The organism is Caballeronia sp. LZ043, from assembly GCF_031451075.1.
GTDB lineage: Bacteria > Pseudomonadota > Gammaproteobacteria > Burkholderiales > Burkholderiaceae > Caballeronia.
In genome coordinates this window covers 1,179,448-1,200,266 of sequence record NZ_JARUXT010000001.1, presented here as the reverse complement: position 1 = coordinate 1,200,266, position 20,819 = coordinate 1,179,448, and the positions used below count along the sequence as shown (strand labels likewise).

The following is a 20,819-nucleotide window of genomic DNA, read 5'->3' as shown; positions in this document are numbered from 1 at the left end:
CTCAACGTTCATTCAGGCAGCGAGTTCGGCTTGATGCACCGCTTGCGGCACTTCCACCACGCGCTGCACGAAAATGCCCGGCGTCACGATATTCTCGGGGTCCAGTTCGCCCAGCGGCACGACCTTCGACACCTGGACGATGGCCGTCTTCGCGGCGCTCGCCATGATCGGGCCGAAGTTGCGCGCCGTCTTGCGATACACCAGATTGCCCCAGCGGTCGCCCTTGAATGCCTTCACCAGCGCGAAGTCCGCATGCAGCGGCGACTCCAGCACGTAGTGCTTGCCGTCGATCTCGCGCGTTTCGCGGCCTTCCGCGAGCTTGGTGCCGTAGCCCGTCGGCGTGAAGAATCCGCCGATGCCCGCGCCCGCCGCGCGGATGCGCTCGGCCAGATTGCCCTGCGGCACGAGTTCGAGCTCGATCTCGCCCGCGCGATACAGCGCGTCGAACACGTGCGAATCGGTCTGGCGCGGGAACGAGCAGATGATTTTGCGCACGCGCTTCGCCTTCAACAGCGCGGCCAGGCCGATGTCGCCATTGCCGGCGTTGTTGTTGACGATCGTGAGATCGCGCGCGCCCTGCTCGATGAGCGCGTCGATCAGCTCGGACGGCATGCCCGCCGTACCGAAACCGCCGATCATGATGGTCGCGCCGTCGTGGACGTCGGCCACGGCCGAGGCGAGCGAATCGAAAATCTTGTTGATCATTGCCGTTCTTCTCCAGTCTGGACGCCCGAGGTCGCCGCAGGCATCCGTCCCGTTCCAGGGTTTATCTGCTCGAAATCAGACTTGCAGCTGACTCGCGAATCAGCTTGTCAGCGAATGTTCGATATGCGAACATGGATTCGTTTAGCGAACATCGGCATGGTAGTCCCGCGTTTGTTGCCGTGTCAACGAAGCACTGTCGAAGTGCGGGTTTTCACGGAGCTGCCGCTGCTTCGCGCCACCTGGATCATGCCTATGAAACCCTCAGCCTCAGCCGCTCCCGAGATCGACACGACACATGCGCCGGATGCACCGGATGCACAGTCGCGTCCCGGCGACGCGTATGTGCAGTCCTTCGCGCGCGGGCTGTCGGTGATCCGTTCCTTCGACGCCAGCCGGCCCGCCCAGACCCTCACCGACGTCGCCGCGGCCACCGGGCTCACGCGCGCCGGCGCGCGCCGCATCCTGCTCACCTTGCAGGCGCTCGGTTATGTCGAGGCGGACGGCCGCCTGTTCCAACTTACGCCAAAAATCCTCGACCTGGGTTTCGCGTACCTGACGTCGATGCCGTTCTGGAATCTCGCTGAACCGGTCATGGAAGATCTGGTCGGACAGGTGCACGAGAGCTGTTCGGCGGCCGTGCTGAACGGCGCGGAGATCGTCTATGTGCTGCGGGTGCCGACGCACAAGATCATCACGCAGAACCTATCCATCGGTAGCCGGCTGCCCGCGTTCTGCACGTCGATGGGCCGGGTCCTCCTCGCCGCGCTCGACGAAGCCAGCCTCGACGCCATCCTCAATGCCAATCCGCTGGTGGCGCGCACGCCGCGCACGATCGTCGACCGCGCTGCGCTGAAGGAAGCCATTGCGGTCGTGCGCGCGCAAGGCTGGGCCATCGTCGATCAGGAACTGGAAGAAGGACTGATCTCGATGTCGGCGCCGATCCGCGACCGGCAAGGCCGGGTGATCGCGGCGCTCAACATCAGCGGCAACGCGCAGCGCAAGAGCGCGAAGCAGATGGTGAAGGCCTTTCTCGAACCCTTGCTGGATGCCGCGCAGCGCGTGTCGGACATGGTCGCGCGGCGCGGCTGATGGTTTTTCCGCAGGTTGAAGCATTGGACGCAGTAGCGCCATGAACGATCTCGATCTGAACCTGATCCCGTACCTCGTCGCCATCGAGGAGACGCGCAACGTAAGCCGCGCGGCCGAGCGTCTCGGCGTGAGCCAGCCGCGTGTATCGACGGCGCTGGCGCGGCTGCGCGAGTATTTCAACGACCCGCTGTTCGTGCGCACCGCACGCGGCATGGAGCCGACGCCACGCACGCTCGCGCTGGTGCCCGCCGCGCGCGAGGCGCTCGCCCGCATCGAGCGCGGCATGCTCGACCGGCAGCATTTCGATCCGTCCACGAGCTCGGAAACCTTTTCGATCGCGCTGTCGGACGTCGGCGAGATCGTGTTCCTTCCGCGGCTTCTGCAGGCGTTCGCGCAACAGGCGCCGAATGCGAATCTGCGCTCGGTGTCGGCTTCGCATGGCGATGTCGGACGCGGGCTCGAAGCCGGTGAAATCGATCTGGCCATCGGTTACTTTCCGGATCTGCGCGGCAACAACTTCTTCCAGCAGCGGCTCTTTTCACACCGGTTCATCTGCCTGATGCGGCGCGATCATCCGTTTGCACGCGAACCGCTGACGCTGGAACGCTTTCTCGCCTGCGGACACGCGGTGGTGCGCGCGGAAGGCCGCAGCCAGGAGATCCTCGAGAACCATCTCGACCGCGAACGCGTGCGCCGCCGCGCCGTACTCGAAACGCCGCACTTCATGAGCCTGCCGTTCATCCTGTCGCGCACCGACCTGATCGCCACGGTGCCGCATGCGATCGGCTTCGCGTACGTCGCCGAACACGCATCGATCACGCTCGCCGAACCGCCGCTCGCGCTGCCGCGCTTCGATCTCAAGCAGCACTGGCATCGCAAGTTCCATAACGACGCGCGCACGAAATGGCTGCGCGGTGTCGTGGCCGCGCTGTTCAACGACGAGCTCGACGAATGGCCGAAGTGAGCTTCACCTCGCGGGCGATGAATCCCGCTAACATCGCAGTTTTATTGCCCGGCGGGAAATGATCGATGGATGCGCTGACCAGTCTGCGGGTGTTTCGCGAGGTCGTCGAGGCGGGCAGCTTCGTGAAGGCCGCCGAGCGCCTCGACATGTCGACCGCCATGACCAGCAAGCATGTCGCGAATCTGGAGCGGCAGTTGCGCGTGCGTCTCCTGAACCGGACCACGCGCCATCTCAGTCTCACGGAAGCCGGCAGTGTGTATTTCGAGCAATGCAGCGAGGCGCTCGATATCCTGCAGGCCGCCGAGGCGGCCGTCGGCGCGCAGACGGCGCAGCCGCAGGGCGTGCTCAAGGTGACCGCGCCGGGCTGGTTCGCCAATCCCACGTTCGCTGAACTCGTGGTGGCCTATCAGGCGCGCTATCCCGGCGTGCTGGTGGACCTGCGGCTGGAGAACCGCTTCGTCGATCTGGTCGAGGAAGGCTACGACATGGCCTTGCGCGCGACCTCCGATCCCTCGCCTTCGCTGATCGTGCGGCCGCTGTGCAGGATGCCTTTCCTGCTCGCGGGCGCGCGTGGCTATCTGGAGCGGCACGGCCAGCCGCGCCATCCGGACGATCTCGCCCGGCACCGACTGGTGTTGCCGACCTACACCAATATCGAATCGGTGACGCTGACCGGACCGGACGGCGCGTTCACCGTGAAGCATCAGGCCGTGCTCAAGACCAACGACACCGCGATGGCGCTGCAACTCGTGCGCGCCGGGCTCGGGCTCGCCTACTTTCCGGCGTGGATCGCGGAACCGGAATTCGCATCCGAAACGCTGCTGCGCGTGTTGCCGGACTATTCGGCGTTCGCGCCATCGGTGTACGCGGTGTACACCAGCCGCAAGTTCATGACGAGCAAGGTGCGCACCTTCATCGATTTCCTCTCCGACGCGCTGAGCGATCGTCTGCCTTATTAGGATTACTCGTATTCGTGCTTGAGGGACGGCGTGCCATCATCGCGCCGCTTCCCGAAGCGTGCGCGCGATGTGGTGTGTCGCAGGTGTGTCGCGATCTCGCGCGTCGCCGGGACTTTCCCTCACTTCGTCTGTCACGAGGTTTGCGCGACATGGTTTTTCCCTGGCTTCCCCTGGCGCTCGGGCTGTGCCTGCTGGCGTTCGTGATGTTCGTGTGCCGTACGGTCAATGCAGCTTGCGGCGTCCCGCGATGGAACGGCGCGCTGTTCTTCTTCGCACTGTGTGGTCTGGCCATGCTGCTGGACTTCGCCCTCACGATGATCTTTGCTTCGGCCAGCTTCTACGAGCGCACGGAGTATGAGCGCTATGCGTCCCGGAACGAATGGGGTGAACGCGCTGTGACTTATCTGATCCAGTTGACGATCGCACTGGCGCTGGCGGTGCGGTTCCGAAGGCGTCAGCGATTCGCGCGATGTCGTGCGGGCGGGAGTGCGAGGGCTTGCGCGAAATGTCCGGTGGAGCGACGCGCGCAGTGCAAGCAGCGCGATGTCGTGCAGATTCAGACGTCGGCTTATACGCGGTCGGAGTTGCGGCTGTAGGGGTCTTGTACGGTGACTGTCTGTGCGCGTTGAGCCCGTTTTCCTGAGGCAAGTTTCACATCTACAACAGAGACATCCAATGAGACGACATTCACCTATCGCCGCCGCTTCGGCCGCGATCATCCTGACCGCATGCGGCGGCGGTGGAAGCGACAACGGGCCGTCGACGCCCGTTTCCACGGCGTCTGCGGCAGGGCTTTACTCGGGTAAAACAGACAGCAACCGGCAAGCCTCCGTGCTCATTCTCGACGACGGGCGCCTGTATTCGATCTACTCCGTCGCTGGCAATACGAACTTCATCGCGGGCGGGGTGATTGGAGCGGTCACGTCGAGCAACGGCAAGTTGTCAAATGGCAGCGGCATCGACTACAACCTCGAGGGTCAAGGCAGTAACGCAGTCACGCTCTCAGGCGCTTATTCCGCGAAAGCCTCCCTCAACACCACGCTCCTCTACGCAAACGGAGCGAAGACCACCTTCGCGGGCACCTACGATCCGAGCTACGACACCGTACCCATGCAGGCCACGGTCACAGGTACCTTCAAGGGAGAAAGCGTGACCAACGGCGGCAACGACCCAAACGTCACGCTTACGGCAGACGCCACCGGTTCGATCACGGGTACGGGCACGAGTTGCAATTTCACCGGGTCCATCAAGCCGCATGCGTCGGGCAACGTCTACGACCTGACGATTCGCTTCGGTGGTGACAACTGCGCCTATCCGAACACCACTGCATCGGGTGTTGCGATCATGACTGGAACGACCATGCGTGCTGAACTTCAGACGCTTCAGTCACCGACGAAAGCGGGCGTGCTCTTCGTTGGCGCAAGACAGTAATTAGCTGGCGGCACATAGGGCCGGCGCGCTTGCGGCCGGCCCGCCGCCACGCTACAATCGCCGTTCTTTGCTACACACCCTGCTGCCTCACAGCGCAGTTCGGGATCGTGGCGAAGGGTCAGACGGCAACGCCAGACCTTTCGCAAAGGCAATCGGGGCGTAGCGCAGCCTGGTAGCGTACCTGCATGGGGTGCAGGTGGTCGGAGGTTCAAATCCTCTCGCCCCGACCAGTACAAGAAAGGCTCTCTGGTCTCGACCAGAGAGCCTTTTTCTTTGCCGCTCCAATCAAGCTTGAAAAGAACCCGCTTGGGAATTTGAAGAACCGTTACGTACACACGGCGAGCAAGAACGATGGCGTATAACAAGCTCAACAACCCGCGCGCATTTCCCGGCAATACGAATTTCGGGATGTCGCTCCGGGACTATTTCGCCGGTCAGGCCCTGGCGGGCGACATGGCAGATGACTTCTTGTCAAACGATGCCTCCTCCGAGTTTCTCGAAGAGCGCGCGCAGTTTTACTACCGTCTGGCCGACGCCATGCTCAAGGCCCGCGCGGAAGAGGAGGCCCTCTCCAGCACCGGCGCGATGATGGGCTTCAGCGTCTGACAGTCGAAAGCCTTTTGGCGACTGTCGAAGGTGATTGCTTCAACGCTTAATGCTCATACGTTAAGCACGAAAAATGACTTGTCAATCAGCTATTTAAGCTCTAGTCTTAACGTGACGCATAAGGATTGGCGCGCCATGCCCTCGACCGTATCCACGCCCATGCAATCCGGGCGCATTTCGTCAGATCGACCTTTCTCCCGTTTGCGCGAGGAAGTCTCGAAATGGTTCGATTCCACGAGTCACGCGCGCGTTGCGCGCTACGGGCGCATCTATCCCTGCGGCAGCCGCTACGTGTGTCTGAGCGCGCCCAAGCCCGGCGGTCGATACGCGCTCTACTTCTTCCATCACGGCGATGACGACTGGCGCATCTATCCGCCGTCGGGCGTCGGACCGAGCATTGTTTATTGCTCGGTCGACGTCAAAGCGCCCGCCCCTTCAGCCACTCGCGCCGCGCTTCGCCCGAAGCGACGCCTGCGCGCCGCCCTCAAATCCTAGCTCCTGGCGGCGAGGAGCGTCTGCCCGGTGATGGCCTCATCGATGGCGCGCTGATAGACCTTTGCAACCTCCGCGGCGGCAATGCCCTGCGACGGATCCTGGCCCATCGATTCGAGCGTCTCCGCAACCCATCCCGGACTCACTACATTCACGCGCAAGGTGCCTTGCAGTTCCAGCGCCGCGACCCGCACGAAACCCTCCAGCCCCGCATTGACGATGCTCACCGCAGCCGCGCCGACCATCGGTTCCTGCGCCAGTGTGCCGCTCGTCAGCGTGATCGAGCCGCCGGTCTCCACATGTCCGCTGGCGCAGCGCACGAGGTTCACCTGACCCATCAGTTTGTTGGCGAGGCTGAAGGCATAGTCCGAGTCGTCCAGCGCATTGAGGGGCTTGAACTTCGCTGCTCCGCCGACACACACCACTGCACCAACCATCCCCACTCGCTCGTACAGGGCGACGATGCTCGCCTTGTCCGACAGATCCACAGCCACGTCGGAGCCCTTGCGGCTCGCGGTGATCACTTCGTGCCGGTGTTCGAGGAGTCGTTTGATTTCAGTGCCCAACAGACCGGTTGCGCCAACGAGCAGTACTCGCATAAAGCCTCCTGAATCGATAGGACGAGACGGGGACAAGCAGGCGTATCGTACTGCGCCGGTGTGCGGCATGCAGCGCATGAACTCGGCCGCACAACCGCGCCAATGCTTTTTGCGCAGACAAAAAAATGCCGCGACGATTCGCGGCATTGCGCTACCTGCATCACCCAGGCACATCGATCATCCGGAGACGGCCTTCAGCCGCCCAGCAAATCGATCACCTTAAGAATTTCCTTGCGCAACTGATCGACATCCACCGATCCCTGCGCTGCTTGCGGATCGCCCGGCATGCCCTCGGCTTCAGCTTCGTCGGCGCTTGCACGGCCTTGCGAGTCGAGGCGATTGCGGGCGCCATTGATCGTGAAGCCCTGCTCGTACAGCAGGTCACGGATACGCCGGATCAGCAGAACCTCGTGATGCTGATAGTAGCGGCGGTTGCCGCGCCGCTTCACCGGTCTCAGCTGCGTGAACTCCTGTTCCCAATAGCGCAGCACGTGCGGCTTGACGCCGCACAGTTCGCTCACTTCGCCAATCGTGAAATAACGCTTGGCCGGGATAGGAGGCAAGACGACTTTTTCCATCGTCGATCAACCATCGTGGTTATTGATGTCGATTGAAGCGCGGTGGTCAGCAGCAGCGGAAAGCGCGGATCATGCCGCATGCCTTCCGTGAATCAGGAATCAGCGTGCGAGATCCGTCTCCGCTCCCGTTTCAACCAGCGCCTTCAGCTTCTGACTTGCATGAAACGTGACGACTCGCCGCGCCGCAATGGGAATGGCCTCGCCGGTCTTCGGATTACGCCCGGGACGCTGCGGCTTGTCGCGCAACTGAAAATTGCCGAAGCCGGAGAGCTTGACGCTCTCGCCGCTCTCCAGCGCGTCGCGAATGACTTCGAAGAAAGCTTCGACCATGTCTTTCGCCTCGCGCTTGTTCAAGCCGACGTGGTCGAACAGCATCTCCGCCAGTTCGGCTTTCGTGAGCGTCGGCGTGTCGCCGGGCGCGCTCGAGGTCGGGATATCTCGGGTCATGGCGCTGCGCTGCGCCGAAAGAAGGGCTTCGAAATCACTCGAGTTCATTTGGTTCATATCGGTAAAACGGCGCGTAACACGCTTGAGACCTTGGGCGTTGTGCGGATGGGCCGACTCCAGAGGAAGGCTATCCGCGCAATCGCGCGCCGTGTACTCGAGTCAGACGATCCACCAGGGTTTTGATGGCCGTATCGACTGTTTCGTCCTGAAGCGTGCCGCCAGTATCTTGCAACGTTACACGGAAGGCAAGACTTTTCTCGTGCGCGCCCAACCCTCCGGAAGTATTTGATTTTGGACGAAATTCGTCGAAAAGCGCAACCCTCGTGACGTGCCTGCAGGCGGGTTCCGAACGGGCGTTTTCGAGCTCGTCGAGCAGCGCCCGAACCGGCACGTCCTGATCCACGACGACCGCGATATCGCGTCGCACCGGAGGGAATTTCGACACCTCGGACGTCGCCGGCAGCGCGCGTTCCATCAACGCTTCGGCATCGACTTCGAAGACGACCGGCGCATGCGGAAGGTCATACTTTCGCAGCCAGCGCGGATGCAATTCGCCGATCCAGCCCACCGCGCGCCCCGCCACCTCGATACGCGCGCTGCGTCCCGGATGCAGCGCCGGATGTTCGGCCTTCACGAAACGCGGCACGACCGGCGCGAACAGCGCCTCGACGTCGCCCTTGACGTCGAAGAAGTCGACGTTGCGCGTAGCCGCGCCCCATTGCTCCTCGATGACCGGGCCATACGCGAGGCCGCCGATCATCTTCGGCTGCGCATAGCCTTGCACGCTGAGTTCGCCTGCCTGCACGGACGCGTCGCGATGAAACACGCGGCCCGCCTCGAACACGCGGATACGCTCGGCGCGACGGTTCAGGTTATGACGCAGCACTTCGATCAGGCTGCCGAACAGCGTCGTGCGCATGACCGAGAGCTGGCTCGCGATCGGGTTCAGCAGCTTGATGGGCTGATCGTTGCCAGCGAAGTCCTTCTCCCACTCGGCATCGACGAAACTGAAGTTCACCGTCTCCGAGTAATCACGCGCGGCGACCGCGTGACGCAGCACGTGGATCGAACGGCGGGTCTCGTCGGTGCGGCGCATTTCGCTGTGCGCGACCGGCGGACGCGCCGGAATCTTTTCGAAACCATAGATGCGCGCGACTTCTTCGATCAGGTCTTCCTCGATCTCGATGTCGAAGCGATACGGAGGCGGCGTGACCTTGAAGGTATCGCCGTCGCGCTCGAACGCGAGGTTCAGGCGCGTGAAGATCTGCGCGATCTCCCCGGCGCCGATCTCCACGCCAATGATGCGATGCGCGCGCGACACGCGCATCGCCACCGGATTGCGTTCGGGCACGTTGACGATCTGGTCGTCGACCGGACCCGCCGCGCCGCCGCAGATGTCCAGAATCAGGCGCGAGATGATTTCGATGTGCTCGACGGTCGTCGAATAATCGACGCCGCGCTCGAAGCGATGCGCGGCATCGGTCGAGAAGTTGTACTTGCGCGCGCGGCCGCGAATGGCGTCGGGCCACCAGAACGCGGCTTCGAGATAGATGTTCGTGGTATCCAGCGACACCGCCGTGCTGTCGCCGCCCATGATGCCCGCGAGGCTTTCGACATGACGGTCATCGGCGATCACGCCGACGGTTTCATCGAGCTCGACGGTGTTGCCGTTCAAGAGCTTCAGCGACTCGCCCTGCTTGCCCCAGCGCACTTCGATCGCGCCATAGATCTTGTCGAGATCGAACACGTGCGACGGACGCCCGAGCTCGAGCATCACGTAGTTCGAGATGTCGACGAGCGCGGAAATGCTGCGCTGGCCCGCGCGTTCGAGCCGCTCGACCATCCATTGCGGCGTCTTCGCATGCGCGTTCACGCCGCGAATCACGCGGCCGGAGAAGCGGCCGCACAGGTCAGGCGCGAGGATTTTCACGGGCAGCTTTTCGTCGAGCGTGGCTTCGACTGCCGGCACCTCGAGCGCCTTCAGCGGCGCGCCGGTGATCGCGGCCGTTTCGCGCGCGACGCCATACACCGACAGGCAATCCGCCTTGTTGGGCGTGAGCTTGATCTCGAAGACCGTGTCGTCGAGATTGAGCGCCTCGCGGATGTCCTGGCCGACTTGTGCATCGGCGGGCAGGATCAGCAGGCCGCTGTGATCTTCCGACAGCTTCAGTTCGCGCGCCGAGCACAGCATGCCCTGGCTATCGACGCCGCGCAGCTTCGCGGGCTTGATCACGAACGGCTCGCCGCCCGCTTCGCCCGGCGGCAGCACGGCGCCCATCAGCGCAACCGGCACCTTGATGCCCGGCGCCACGTTCGGCGCGCCGCACACGATGTTCAGCTGCTCGCCCGTGCCGGCATCGACCTGGCAGACGTTGAGCTTGTCCGCGTTCGGATGCTTCGCGACTTCGAGCACCTGGCCCACGACGATCTTCGTGGTGGGCGGCGCAACCGGCCGCAGGTCTTCGACTTCGAGGCCGGCCATGGTCAGCGCGTGCGCGAGTTCGTCGGTGGAGAGCTGCGGATCGACGAAACTGCGGAGCCAGGATTCTGGGAATTGCATGGATGTCTACGTTCGAAATGTTTGGAGTCTCGGGTCCGGCTTCGGCGGGTGCGAGCAGCCGGACGTCGCGGGCCGTGCGTGCTTCAGGCGAACTGGCGCAGGAAACGCAGGTCGTTCTCGAAGAACAGACGCAGGTCCTGCACGCCGTAGCGCAGCATCGTCAGGCGCTCGAGGCCGCTGCCGAACGCAAAGCCGATATAGCGCTCCGGATCGAGGCCCATGTTGCGGATGACGGTGGGATGCACCTGGCCCGAGCCGGAGATTTCCAGCCATTTGCCCGCGTTCTTGCCGTGCTCGAACATCATGTCGATCTCGGCCGACGGCTCCGTGAACGGAAAATACGACGGACGGAAGCGCACGAGAATGTCGTCGCGCTCGAAGAACTTCTTCAGGAAATCGGTGTAGGCGCCCTTCAGGTCGGCGAAGCTGATGCTCTCTTCGATCCACAGGCCTTCGACCTGGTTGAACATCGGCGAGTGCGTGGCGTCGCTGTCCACGCGGTAGGTGCGACCCGGCACGATCACCTTGATGGGCGGCTTGTTCATGCGCGCGTAACGCACCTGCATCGGGCTCGTGTGCGTGCGCAGCAGGAGCGGCCGGCCGTCGGCATCCTGGCCGTCGACATAGAACGTGTCCTGCATCGAGCGCGCCGGATGGTTTTCCGGGCTGTTCAACGCGGTGAAGTTGTACCAGTCGGTTTCGATCTCGGGACCGTCGGCGACGTCGAAGCCGATCGAGCGGAACACCTGCTCGACGCGCTCCCACGTGCGCATCACCGGATGCAGCGTGCCGGCGCCGGCGCCGCGGCCGGGCAACGTGACGTCGATGGCTTCTGCCGCAAGACGCTGGTTGAGCAACGCGTCGGCCAGCGCCTGGCGGCGGGCGTTCAGCGCGGCTTCGACTTGCTGCTTTGCCTGGTTGATGCGCGCGCCTTCGGTCTTCTTCGCTTCGGGATCGAGCTTGCCCAGACCCTTCAGCAAGTCGGTCAGCGCGCCCGACTTGCCGAGAAAGCGCGCTTTCTCGTTTTCGAGCGTGTTGGCGTCGGTGGCGTGTTCAAAGGCGCTTTTCGCGTCCGCGACAATCTGATCCAGATCCATTGATCCCATCTTCTTAACGTCGAAGTTCAAACAGAGGTTCGGTTTTGCTCATCCACGCCGATACGCGCGCATGCGATGTGCAAAACCGTCCGACCAACAAAAACGGGGCTCGGTGAGAGCCCCGTTTTCTGCCTTCGCGCCGCCGTCAACAACCCGGCGACGAGAAGGCGAACCACGCAGTACTAATTTCGCAATTAGGCTGCAACGGCGGCTTTCACCTGCTTCACGATCGCAGCAAAAGCAGCCTTGTCGAACACAGCCATGTCAGCCAGCACCTTGCGGTCGAGTTCGATCGACGCCTTCTTCAGGCCGTTGATGAACACGCTGTAGGTCATGTCATGCTGACGCACCGCCGCGTTGATACGCGTGATCCACAGTGCGCGGAACACACGCTTCTTGTTGCGGCGATCGCGGTAGGCGTATTGGCCAGCGCGCATGACCGCCTGCTTGGCGATGCGATAGACGTTATTGCGACGGCCGCGGTAACCCTTGGCCAGACGGATGATCTTCTTGTGACGGGCCCGTGCGGTAACCCCACGTTTTACTCGAGGCATGTTGCGCTCCTTAAGTTAAGTTGAGGTTAGGCGAACGGCAGCATTGCGCGGACGGAGTTCAGATCGGAATCATGAACGGCCGTGGCGCCACGCAGATGGCGTTTGTTCTTGGTGGTTTTCTTGGTAAGAATGTGGCGCTTGAACGCTTGACCGCGCTTGACGGTACCGCCCGGACGCACCACGAAGCGCTTTGCAGCGCTCTTCTTGGTCTTCATCTTCGGCATGAAACTACTCCAGTTTATTAGATGGTCATGGGTGTGCGGCTGATCCGTCCATGCTGGCCAAGACCCCTTCCCGCCCTTCGAAACCCACGCGCCACTTGTTTGCAGACGACTCGGTAAAGAGTCGCCGCTTCTCATGACCGGCGTCACCGAGATGACGCCGGCCTGAAACTGCCGGCAATGCCGCACCGACCGCCATTCGACGGCGCGCGATCCATTGCTTGTTGCTTGAGGTTACTTGCCCTTCTTCTTCGGGGCCAGCACCATGATCATCTGACGCCCTTCCATCTTCGGCATCTGCTCGACCTGGCCGAATTCGTCGAGATCCGACTTCAACCGTTCCAGCATGCGCATGCCGATTTCCTGGTGCGCCATTTCACGACCGCGGAAACGCAATGTGATTTTCGTCTTGTCGCCGTCTTCGAGGAAGCGGGTGAGGTTGCGCAGCTTGACGTTGTAGTCACCGTCATCCGTGCCGGGGCGGAATTTGACTTCCTTCACCTGCACGATCTTCTGCTTGAGCTTCGCCTCGTGTTGCTTCTTCGCTTCCGAGTATTTGAACTTGCCGTAATCCATCAAACGGCAGACAGGCGGAGAAGCCTGCGGCGCGATTTCGACGAGATCGACATCGAGCTGTTCCGATTGACGGAACGCCTCGGCCAGTTTCACGATTCCGAGCGGCTCGTTGTCCACTCCGACCAAGCGCACTTCCGGTGCGGTAATTTCACCGTTGATGCGATGTGACGACTTATCAGTAGCGATGTTACGTTTCCTCTAAAAATTAAAAAACAAGCCGCGCTGCGAGTGACTTACCTGAACGCCCGCACATCCTGCTGCAGACGCTCCAGAAATGCGTCGACCGGCATCACGCCCAGATCGACACCGCCACGAGCACGCACGGCTACGGTTTGCGCCTCACGCTCCTTGTCACCGACAACCAGCAAATACGGCACCTTCTGCAGCGTGTGCTCGCGTATTTTATAGCTAATCTTCTCATTGCGCAAATCGCACTCGACTCTAAGCCCTTGTTTTTGCAACGATTGGGTCAGATTCGCGGCATATTCTGCCTGACTTTCGGCAATATTGAGCACGACTGCCTGCGTCGGAGCGAGCCACGGCGGCATGGCGCCGGCGTGGTGTTCGATCAGAATCCCGAGGAAACGCTCCATTGACCCGACGATTGCACGATGGAGCATCACCGGACGCCGGCGGCTGTTGTCCTCGGCGACATATTCGGCGCCCAGACGCTCCGGCAACACCATGTCGAGCTGCAGGGTGCCGCATTGCCACGAACGGCCCAGCGCATCCTTGATGTGGTACTCGATCTTCGGACCGTAGAACGCGCCCTCGCCTTCGAGCTCTTCCCATTCCAGACCGCATGCGGTCAGTGCCTCGCGCAGACCTTGCTCCGCGCGATCCCAGGTTTCATCGCTGCCCGCGCGCTGTTCAGGGCGCAGCGACAGCTTGATGGCGATGTGATCGAAGCCGAAATCCTTGTACACGCTCATGGCCAGCGTGTTGAACGCGATGGACTCCGCGATGAACTGATCTTCGGTACAGAAGATGTGCGCATCGTCCTGAACGAAGCCGCGCACGCGCATCAGGCCGTGCAGCGCGCCCGACGGCTCGTTGCGGTGGCACGATCCGAACTCCGCATAGCGCAACGGCAGATCGCGGTACGAGCGCAGGCCGTGATTGAACACCTGCACGTGACCCGGGCAGTTCATCGGCTTGATGGCGTAGTCGCGCTTTTCCGACTCGGTCGTGAACATGTTTTCACGATAGTTCTGCCAGTGACCCGAGGCTTCCCACAGCGAACGGTCCATGACCATCGGGGTCTTGATCTCGAGATAGCCGGCCTCGTTCACACGACGGCGCATGTATTGCTCGACCTGCTGCCACAACGACCAGCCCTTCGGATGCCAGAACACCATGCCGGGCGCCTCGTCCTGCAGATGGAACAGGTCGAGTTGCTTGCCGAGCTTGCGGTGATCGCGCTTCTCGGCTTCTTCCAGCATGTGCAGATAGGCTTCCTGGTCTTCCTTTTTGGTCCAGGCGGTGCCGTAGATGCGCTGCAGCTGCTCGTTCTTCGAGTCGCCACGCCAGTAGGCGCCCGCAAGCTTCATCAGCTTGAAGACCTTGAGCTTGCCGGTGGACGGCACGTGCGGGCCGCGGCACAGGTCGGTGAAACCGCCGTGCGAATACAGTTTGATTTCGTCGCTTTCGGGGATCGACTCGATGATCTCGGCCTTGTACTTCTCGCCGATGCTCTTGAAGTACTCGACGGCCTCGTTGCGCGACACCACGCGGCGCGACACCGGCTCGTCCTTCTTGACGAGTTCCTGCATGCGCTTTTCGATCTTTTCGAGATCTTCGGGGGTAAACGGCCGGCTGTAGGAGAAGTCGTAGTAGAAGCCGTTGTCGATGACCGGTCCGATGGTCACCTGCGCCTCGGGGAACAGGTCCTTCACCGCATACGCCAGCAAGTGCGCGGTGGAGTGGCGCACGACATCGACGCCTTCCGGGTCCTTGTCGGTGACGATGGCAAGCGACGCGTCGCGGTCGATCAGGAAGGAGGTATCGACGAGTTCGCCGTTGAGCTTGCCGGCGAGCGCGGCCTTGGCGAGGCCCGCACCGATCGATGCCGCGACTTCCGCGACGGTCACCGGGTGGTCGTATTGACGGACCGACCCATCAGGCAAACGTACCGAAACCATATCGTTCTCCAGAACGCCGGCGCACGCCGGGCGATGTCGTTTGAGGCTTGCCTCGCGATCTCACGTCGAGAAATCGGGAGACAAAAAAAATGCGGCCCCGCTATCGAGGGGCCGCATTCACTTTTCACACTGACCGCGAAACAATTTGGCAGAAGGCGAATTAGGTCCTCGACTAGCGTCGCTCCGAAACTGTTTCGGTCAACGTTCGACGTGCCATTTTCATTCGCCTTTTGCACTGAGCGCCATTCAGACGCCCTTCGCGGTTTGAAAACCCGCGGACCGGAGTCCGCAAGCCTTCTTTTTCGTTGGTAGGCTCGATTGGACTCGAACCAACGACCCCCACCATGTCAAGGTGGTGCTCTAACCAGCTGAGCTACGAGCCTGAAAGAAGTGAGATTATATGGAGTATTTCGAACCTTGGCAAGGGTTTGTCCGGAGAAACTTCAAGTTTATTCGCCGAACCGCGGATCTTTCGGTGAATTCCGCTGCGGCAAGTCAGGCGGAATTCACTGAGACGGCACTCACGCCCGCCGCGACGCGCGGATCACGCCCGGCACTTCGCCCAGCAACGTGCAGGCGCGCTGGATCTGTGCCGCGCTCGACACTTCAACCGTGAACTGCATGTACGCGACATTGCGGCGGCTCTGGCTCTTCACGCCGATCACGTTGATCTTCTCGCGCGCGAACACTTCCGAGATATCCCGCAGCAAGCCTTGCCGGTCGGTCGACTCCACCGACAGATCCACCGGATAAACCGACGAGCCGCGCCCGTTCATCACCTCCGCCGACCAGGTCGTATGCAGCACGCGCTCCGGCGAGCGCTGCGCCATGCGCTTGAAGGTCGTGCAGTCGGTGCGATGGACCGACATGCCTTTGCCGCGCGTCACGAAACCGGCGATCGGGTCCGGCGGCGCGGGCCGGCAGCAGCGCGCCAATTGCGTCAGCAAGGCATCGACGCCGACGACGAGCACGCCCGTCGACGCGCCATGAGCCACGCTCTGCCCGCTGCTGCGCTTCTCGAACTGCTCGGGCGCTTCCGGTTCGGGCTCGGGCGGCGGCGCGTCAGAGAGCGCCTGCTCGATGTTGCGCAGGCTGAACTCGTCCTTGCCGACGACCGCGTACAACTCCTCCGGCGTCTTGAAGCCGAGCTTCGTGGCGAGTTGATCGAGGCTGACGGACGTCTTGCCTTCTCGCTGCAGTGTCTTTTCAACGATCGTCCGGCCCGCCGCGATGGTCTCCGCCGCGTCCGCCGCAAGGAACCACGAGCGCACCTTCTGCCGCGCCCGCGGGCTGTGCAGATAGCCGAGCTGCGGGTTGAGCCAGTCGCGCGAGGGGCCGCCCTCCTTCACTGCGACGATCTCGACTGTCTGGCCGTTTTGCAGCTGCGTATTGAGCGGCACCATTGCGCCGTCGACACGTGCGCCACGACAACGATGCCCCAGCTCGCTGTGCAGGTGATAAGCGAAATCGACAGGCGTCGCGCCGTGCGGCAGCGCGATCACGCGGGCCTGCGGCGTCAGCACGTAAATGTGGTCGTCGTCGAGCGTGGCGTCGCGCAGATGCTGCCAGCCGCGCTTTTCCGCTTCCGCATCGCCGTCGCCCTCGCCTTCCACGTCGTCCTTCCAGGCCAGCAGCTGACGCAGCCACGCGATCTTCTCGTCGTATTTCTCGCTCGCGGTCACCTGCCCCGCGTAACCGCGCGCGCCCGCTTCCTTGTAGCGCCAGTGCGCCGCCACGCCGTACTCGGCGAACTGATGCATTTCCTGCGTGCGGATCTGCACTTCGAAGGCGCGCCCGTCGTCGCCGATCACGACGGTGTGCAGCGACTTGTAGCCGTTCGGCTTGGGCCGGGAAATGTAGTCGTCGAACTCGCGCGGAACCGGCTGCCACAGGTTATGCACGATGCCGAGCACGGTGTAGCAATCCTTGATGTCGCCGACGATCACGCGAAACGCGCGCACGTCGTTCAGCTCCGAGAAGTCGAGATGCTTGCCGCGCATCTTCTTCCAGATGCTGTAGATGTGCTTCGGCCGGCCGCTCACTTCAGCCTTGATGTGCGCGGTGTCCAGCTCGCGCTGCAGGCGCGCGATCGCCTCGGTCACATAGCTTTCGCGTTCGACGCGCTTTTCGTCGAGCAGCTTCGCGATACGCTTGTACGTGACCGGATCCTGGAAGCGGAACGAGAGGTCCTCCAGCTCCCACTTCAGTTGCCAGATGCCAAGCCGGTTGGCGAGCGGCGCGTAGATCTCGAGGGTTTCGCGCGGCACGTCCGGCGGCGGATCGATCTTGTGCGCGGCATGAAAGCGCAAGGTCTGCACCCGCGACGCCAGCCGGATCAGCACCACGCGAATGTCCTGCGCGAATGCCAGCAGCATCTTGCGCAGCGACTCGACCTGCGCGCGGCGGGCCGCCTGTGCGTCGCGGGTATCGGGAAACTCGGCCAGCGTGGCGCGCGAGCTGACGGAACCGAGCCGCAACAGCTTTCGGACATCGCCGACGAGACGCTGCACTTCCGGACCGAAGCGCTCGGTGATGAGCTTCTCGGGATCCTCGAGATGCGGCGCCAGCGCGAACAGCGCCGCCGCCGTGACCGCGTGCGCATCGACATTGAGCGTCTGCATGATGCGTGCGGTGCCCACCGCGTGCTCCGCGAGCAGTTCGCCCGTCGACAGCCGGGCGTCTCGCGCGTGCTCGTGCACGAACGCGAGCGCGTCGTCGATCGACGGCTCGGGCCAGGTCTCGGTGGGAACGGCGGTCTCGCTCATGCGGGAAATGCGACTGCTTCAGCCGATACGAAGGTTCAGGTGCGCTGCGCCGCGACCACGACGACTTCGACGAGGCACGCCGGATTGGCCAGCTTGGCCTCGACGGTGGCGCGCGGCGGCGCGTTGCCGTCGGCAACCCACGCATCCCACACCGCGTTCATGCCGGCGAAGTGCACGAGATCGGAGATATAGATCTGCACCGACAGCAAATGCGCCTTGTCGCTGTTGGCCTCTTCCAGCAGACGGTCGATGTGGCCGAGCACCTCACGCGTCTGGCCGGTGATGTCCTGGTCCGTGTCCTCGGCGATCTGGCCGGCGAGATAGACCGTACCGTTATGAATGGCGGTTTCGGACAGACGCGGGCCGACGTGATGACGAATGACTGCCATGATGGGTTCCTGACGATGGTTGATGGAGATGGGATCGATGAAGCTGTGCGGCTTCGGCCAAGCCCGATATTATGCCCCGCTGCCGCTATCGCCCAGAAAGAACCCTTTGGCAATGGCGATTTGATCGTCGGCAAGAAACGCCGGCGCGTGGCCCACGCCGGGAATCTCGACGCTCGTCACCGCTTGCCCCGTCTTCACCATCCGCTCGACGGTTTCGCGCGACAGCAGATCAGAAGTCTCGCCGCGTACGACCAAAACCGGCGAGGCGATGCACGCTACCGAATGCCACAGGAACGCCTCATACGCGGCGGCCTGCTCCTCGGTCACCGACGCGAACGGCGTGGCAATGGCCGGGTCGTAGTGGAAGGTCCACGCGCCGTCGCGCTCGCGCAGCAGCGGCGTGTTGATGCTGGTCCATTCCGCGTCGCTGAGCGGCCCGAAGCTCGCCGCGAGTTCCGCCGCGCGCCGCACGCCCTCTTCGAGGGAAGCAAAGCGCGCCGGCTTGCCCAGATATTCGCCGATCCTTCCGAGCGCGACCGGCTCGATATGCGGCCCGACATCGTTCAGGAGCAGCTTGCGGATGGGCGAGTCCGGCAGTCCGCCGAGCGCCATGCCGATCAGTCCGCCCATCGACGTGCCGAACCAGTCCACCGTCTCCACGTTGAGCCGCGCAATCAGCGTGACCATGTCCGCGACGTATTGCGGCACGCCGTAGTAACGCGGATCCGCCAGCCAGCCCGAGAGCCCGCGCCCGACGACATCCGGACACACGACCCGATACTCATGGGCGAACGCCTTCGCGAGCTTGTCGAAGTCGCGCCCCGAGCGCGTGAGGCCATGCACGCAGAGCAGCACGCGCGGGTTCGACGGATCGCCCCATTCCGTGTATGCCACGCGATGCAGCCCGCCCGGACTCGCGCATTGCACGAAGCGCTGGCGCGGCTCGCCCAGCTCCGGGTGAACGGGTTCGACGACGATCGGTGCGGTCATGAAGCGGTCCTCGCGAATGAGATTGCGGTTGGTGACTTGGATTGCAACGATTGTACGGCGCGTGGCGTCCTCCGGAATCCCGCTGGCCGAACGGACGACCCTGAACGAACCATCGGCGCGAAAAGCAAAACGGGCGCAGCCCGAAAGCCGCGCCCGTTCGAGATCCGGCGCTTAAACCGCTTGCCCGCGCGTCACTTCACGCCCGAGACATCCAGCGGCGCACCCGTCTTCTGCTGGATTTCCTCAACCGACACGCCGTCCGCGAGCTCGACCAGCCGCAGTCCGTTCTCCGTGACGTCGATCACGCCGAGATCCGTGATGATGCGGTCCACGACGCCCACGCCCGTCAGCGGCAACGAGCATTCTTCGAGGATCTTGTGCTGGTCGCCCTTGGCGACGTGCTCCATCAGCACGACCACCTTCTTGACGCCGGCGACCAGGTCCATCGCGCCGCCCATGCCCTTGATCATCTTGCCGGGGATCATCCAGTTGGCCAGGTCGCCCTTCTTGCTGATCTGCATGGCGCCCAGGATCGCCAGGTTGATGTGGCCGCCGCGAATCATCGCGAACGAATCCGCCGACGAAAAAATCGACGAGCCCGGCAAGGTGGTCACGGTCTGCTTGCCGGCGTTGATGAGGTCGGCGTCCACTTCGTCTTCATACGGCGACGGGCCGATGCCCAGCAAGCCGTTCTCCGATTGCAGCCACACTTCCATGCCGTCCGGCACGTGATTGGCGACGAGCGTCGGCAGGCCGATGCCCAGGTTCACGTAGAAGCCGTCCTGCAGTTCCTGCGCCGCGCGCGCGGCCATCTGGTCACGAGTCCAAGCCATGATTACTCTCCTTTCGCGCGGACGATGCGTTGTTCGATGCGCTTCTCGGGCTGTGCGTTCAGCACGAGGCGCTGCACGAAGATGCCGGGCGTGTGGATGGCGTCCGGATCGAGCTCGCCCACCTCGACGATCTCTTCCACTTCCACCACCGTGATCTTGCCGGCCATCGCGCACATCGGGTTGAAGTTGCGCGCCGTGCGGCGGTAGATCAGGTTGCCGGACTTGTCGGCCTTCCACGCCTTCACGAGCGCGACATCCGCCGTCAGCGAATGTTCGAGCACGTAGTGGTTCTCGCCGAACTGGCGCGTTTCCTTGCCTTCCGCGATCACGGTGCCGAAGCCGGTGTTGGTGAAGAAGGCCGGGATACCCGCGCCGCCCGCGCGCAGCTTTTCGGCCAGCGTGCCCTGCGGCGTGAATTCGAGTTCGAGTTCGCCGGCCAGGTATTGCCGTTCGAACTCCTTGTTCTCGCCGACGTAGGAAGAAATCATCTTCTTGACCTGGCGAGTTTCGAGCAGTTGCCCGAGACCGAAGCCGTCGACGCCCGCGTTATTGCTGATGCAGGTGATGCCCTTCACGCCGGTGTCGCGCAATGCGGCGATCAGCGCCTCCGGAATGCCGCACAGCCCGAAACCGCCGACGGCGAATGTCTGCCCGTCCTTGACGATGTCCTCGAGCGCGGCTTTCGCGCTGGGATAGACCTTGTTCATCTGTGTGTCCCTTCCATGTGTGAAACCAACTGAGAAACGGCTGTTGAGCGGTTTTGCACCGGCCTTGATCCGTCGGCTTGTGAACCGTCACGACGCTGTCACCCGACGCGCGGACG

General features: G+C 62.8%; 22 protein-coding genes and 2 tRNA genes. 8 read left to right on the top strand and 16 right to left on the bottom strand.

Annotated elements, in window-relative coordinates; translation table 11 throughout:
• Positions 1-12: 12 nt before the first annotated feature.
• Positions 13-705: a 3-oxoacid CoA-transferase subunit A gene (locus QCE64_RS05335; protein ID WP_309808028.1), complete on the bottom strand. Its 693-nt coding sequence runs from the start codon at positions 703-705 to the stop codon at positions 13-15.
• Between the two features lie 252 nt (positions 706-957).
• Here QCE64_RS05335 and QCE64_RS05330 point away from each other — a divergent pair, with 252 nt between their 5' ends.
• The 8 genes from QCE64_RS05330 (at position 958) to QCE64_RS05295 (ending at position 6,249) form a co-directional block, all read left to right on the top strand.
• Complete coding sequence (locus tag QCE64_RS05330) at positions 958-1,794, top strand: IclR family transcriptional regulator (protein WP_310002974.1); 837 nt, start codon at positions 958-960, stop codon at positions 1,792-1,794.
• Between the two features lie 40 nt (positions 1,795-1,834).
• The gene (locus tag QCE64_RS05325) at positions 1,835-2,758 is read left to right on the top strand and encodes a LysR family transcriptional regulator (protein ID WP_309915374.1); all 924 of its coding nucleotides are present in this window, start codon (positions 1,835-1,837) and stop codon (positions 2,756-2,758) included.
• A gap of 65 nt (positions 2,759-2,823) precedes the next feature.
• On the top strand, positions 2,824-3,717 hold the full coding sequence (locus QCE64_RS05320; protein WP_309915373.1) for a LysR family transcriptional regulator: 894 nt from the start codon (positions 2,824-2,826) through the stop codon (positions 3,715-3,717).
• A gap of 149 nt (positions 3,718-3,866) precedes the next feature.
• Positions 3,867-4,313: a hypothetical protein gene (locus QCE64_RS05315; protein ID WP_310002972.1), complete on the top strand. Its 447-nt coding sequence runs from the start codon at positions 3,867-3,869 to the stop codon at positions 4,311-4,313.
• 79 nt (positions 4,314-4,392) lie between these two features.
• Positions 4,393-5,148, top strand: a complete 756-nt coding sequence (locus tag QCE64_RS05310; RefSeq protein ID WP_310002971.1) for a hypothetical protein — start codon at positions 4,393-4,395, stop codon at positions 5,146-5,148.
• A gap of 153 nt (positions 5,149-5,301) precedes the next feature.
• Positions 5,302-5,378: transfer RNA gene (locus QCE64_RS05305), tRNA-Pro, on the top strand.
• 121 nt (positions 5,379-5,499) lie between these two features.
• The gene (locus QCE64_RS05300) at positions 5,500-5,754 is read left to right on the top strand and encodes a hypothetical protein (RefSeq protein WP_309915265.1); all 255 of its coding nucleotides are present in this window, start codon (positions 5,500-5,502) and stop codon (positions 5,752-5,754) included.
• Between the two features lie 78 nt (positions 5,755-5,832).
• On the top strand, positions 5,833-6,249 hold the full coding sequence (locus QCE64_RS05295) for a hypothetical protein (RefSeq protein ID WP_310002969.1): 417 nt from the start codon (positions 5,833-5,835) through the stop codon (positions 6,247-6,249).
• Here the strand turns inward: QCE64_RS05295 and QCE64_RS05290 are convergent.
• The 15 genes from QCE64_RS05290 to QCE64_RS05220 all read right to left on the bottom strand — a co-directional run bounded on the left by QCE64_RS05290 (position 6,246) and on the right by QCE64_RS05220 (position 20,703).
• Positions 6,246-6,845: a short chain dehydrogenase gene (locus QCE64_RS05290; RefSeq protein ID WP_310002967.1), complete on the bottom strand. Its 600-nt coding sequence runs from the start codon at positions 6,843-6,845 to the stop codon at positions 6,246-6,248. The genes QCE64_RS05295 and QCE64_RS05290 overlap by 4 nt on opposite strands.
• A gap of 194 nt (positions 6,846-7,039) precedes the next feature.
• Complete coding sequence (locus QCE64_RS05285; RefSeq protein ID WP_309915257.1) at positions 7,040-7,423, bottom strand: MerR family transcriptional regulator; 384 nt, start codon at positions 7,421-7,423, stop codon at positions 7,040-7,042.
• 99 nt (positions 7,424-7,522) lie between these two features.
• The gene (locus QCE64_RS05280; RefSeq protein WP_309808019.1) at positions 7,523-7,927 is read right to left on the bottom strand and encodes an integration host factor subunit alpha; all 405 of its coding nucleotides are present in this window, start codon (positions 7,925-7,927) and stop codon (positions 7,523-7,525) included.
• Between the two features lie 70 nt (positions 7,928-7,997).
• Complete coding sequence (pheT, locus tag QCE64_RS05275; RefSeq protein WP_310002965.1) at positions 7,998-10,430, bottom strand: phenylalanine--tRNA ligase subunit beta; 2,433 nt, start codon at positions 10,428-10,430, stop codon at positions 7,998-8,000.
• A gap of 83 nt (positions 10,431-10,513) precedes the next feature.
• Positions 10,514-11,527: a phenylalanine--tRNA ligase subunit alpha gene (gene pheS, locus QCE64_RS05270; protein WP_310002962.1), complete on the bottom strand. Its 1,014-nt coding sequence runs from the start codon at positions 11,525-11,527 to the stop codon at positions 10,514-10,516.
• A gap of 194 nt (positions 11,528-11,721) precedes the next feature.
• On the bottom strand, positions 11,722-12,081 hold the full coding sequence (gene rplT / locus QCE64_RS05265) for a 50S ribosomal protein L20 (RefSeq protein ID WP_008350196.1): 360 nt from the start codon (positions 12,079-12,081) through the stop codon (positions 11,722-11,724).
• A 26-nt stretch (positions 12,082-12,107) separates the two neighbouring features.
• Positions 12,108-12,305 carry a 50S ribosomal protein L35 gene (gene rpmI, locus QCE64_RS05260; protein ID WP_004191477.1) on the bottom strand — a complete coding sequence of 66 codons (198 nt, stop codon included), beginning with the start codon at positions 12,303-12,305 and terminating at the stop codon, positions 12,108-12,110.
• Positions 12,306-12,536: 231 nt separating this feature from the next.
• Complete coding sequence (gene infC / locus QCE64_RS05255; protein WP_075583873.1) at positions 12,537-13,064, bottom strand: translation initiation factor IF-3; 528 nt, start codon at positions 13,062-13,064, stop codon at positions 12,537-12,539.
• A gap of 47 nt (positions 13,065-13,111) precedes the next feature.
• Positions 13,112-15,019 (bottom strand): threonine--tRNA ligase, encoded by a 1,908-nt coding sequence (gene thrS / locus QCE64_RS05250; protein ID WP_309915243.1) that lies wholly within the window; start codon positions 15,017-15,019, stop codon positions 13,112-13,114.
• A 306-nt stretch (positions 15,020-15,325) separates the two neighbouring features.
• Positions 15,326-15,402 (bottom strand) — tRNA-Val (locus QCE64_RS05245).
• Positions 15,403-15,540: 138 nt separating this feature from the next.
• Positions 15,541-17,784 carry a bifunctional (p)ppGpp synthetase/guanosine-3',5'-bis(diphosphate) 3'-pyrophosphohydrolase gene (locus QCE64_RS05240; RefSeq protein WP_310002960.1) on the bottom strand — a complete coding sequence of 748 codons (2,244 nt, stop codon included), beginning with the start codon at positions 17,782-17,784 and terminating at the stop codon, positions 15,541-15,543.
• A 35-nt stretch (positions 17,785-17,819) separates the two neighbouring features.
• Positions 17,820-18,173 (bottom strand): RidA family protein, encoded by a 354-nt coding sequence (locus tag QCE64_RS05235; protein WP_309915238.1) that lies wholly within the window; start codon positions 18,171-18,173, stop codon positions 17,820-17,822.
• Between the two features lie 69 nt (positions 18,174-18,242).
• A complete protein-coding gene (locus tag QCE64_RS05230; protein ID WP_309915234.1) occupies positions 18,243-19,163 on the bottom strand; it encodes an alpha/beta hydrolase in 921 nt (306 codons plus the stop codon).
• A gap of 191 nt (positions 19,164-19,354) precedes the next feature.
• Positions 19,355-19,996, bottom strand: coding sequence for a CoA transferase subunit B (locus tag QCE64_RS05225; protein WP_309929714.1), 642 nt, complete (start codon positions 19,994-19,996; stop codon positions 19,355-19,357).
• Between the two features lie 2 nt (positions 19,997-19,998).
• Positions 19,999-20,703 (bottom strand): CoA transferase subunit A, encoded by a 705-nt coding sequence (locus QCE64_RS05220; RefSeq protein WP_309915227.1) that lies wholly within the window; start codon positions 20,701-20,703, stop codon positions 19,999-20,001.
• Positions 20,704-20,819: the final 116 nt, after the last annotated feature.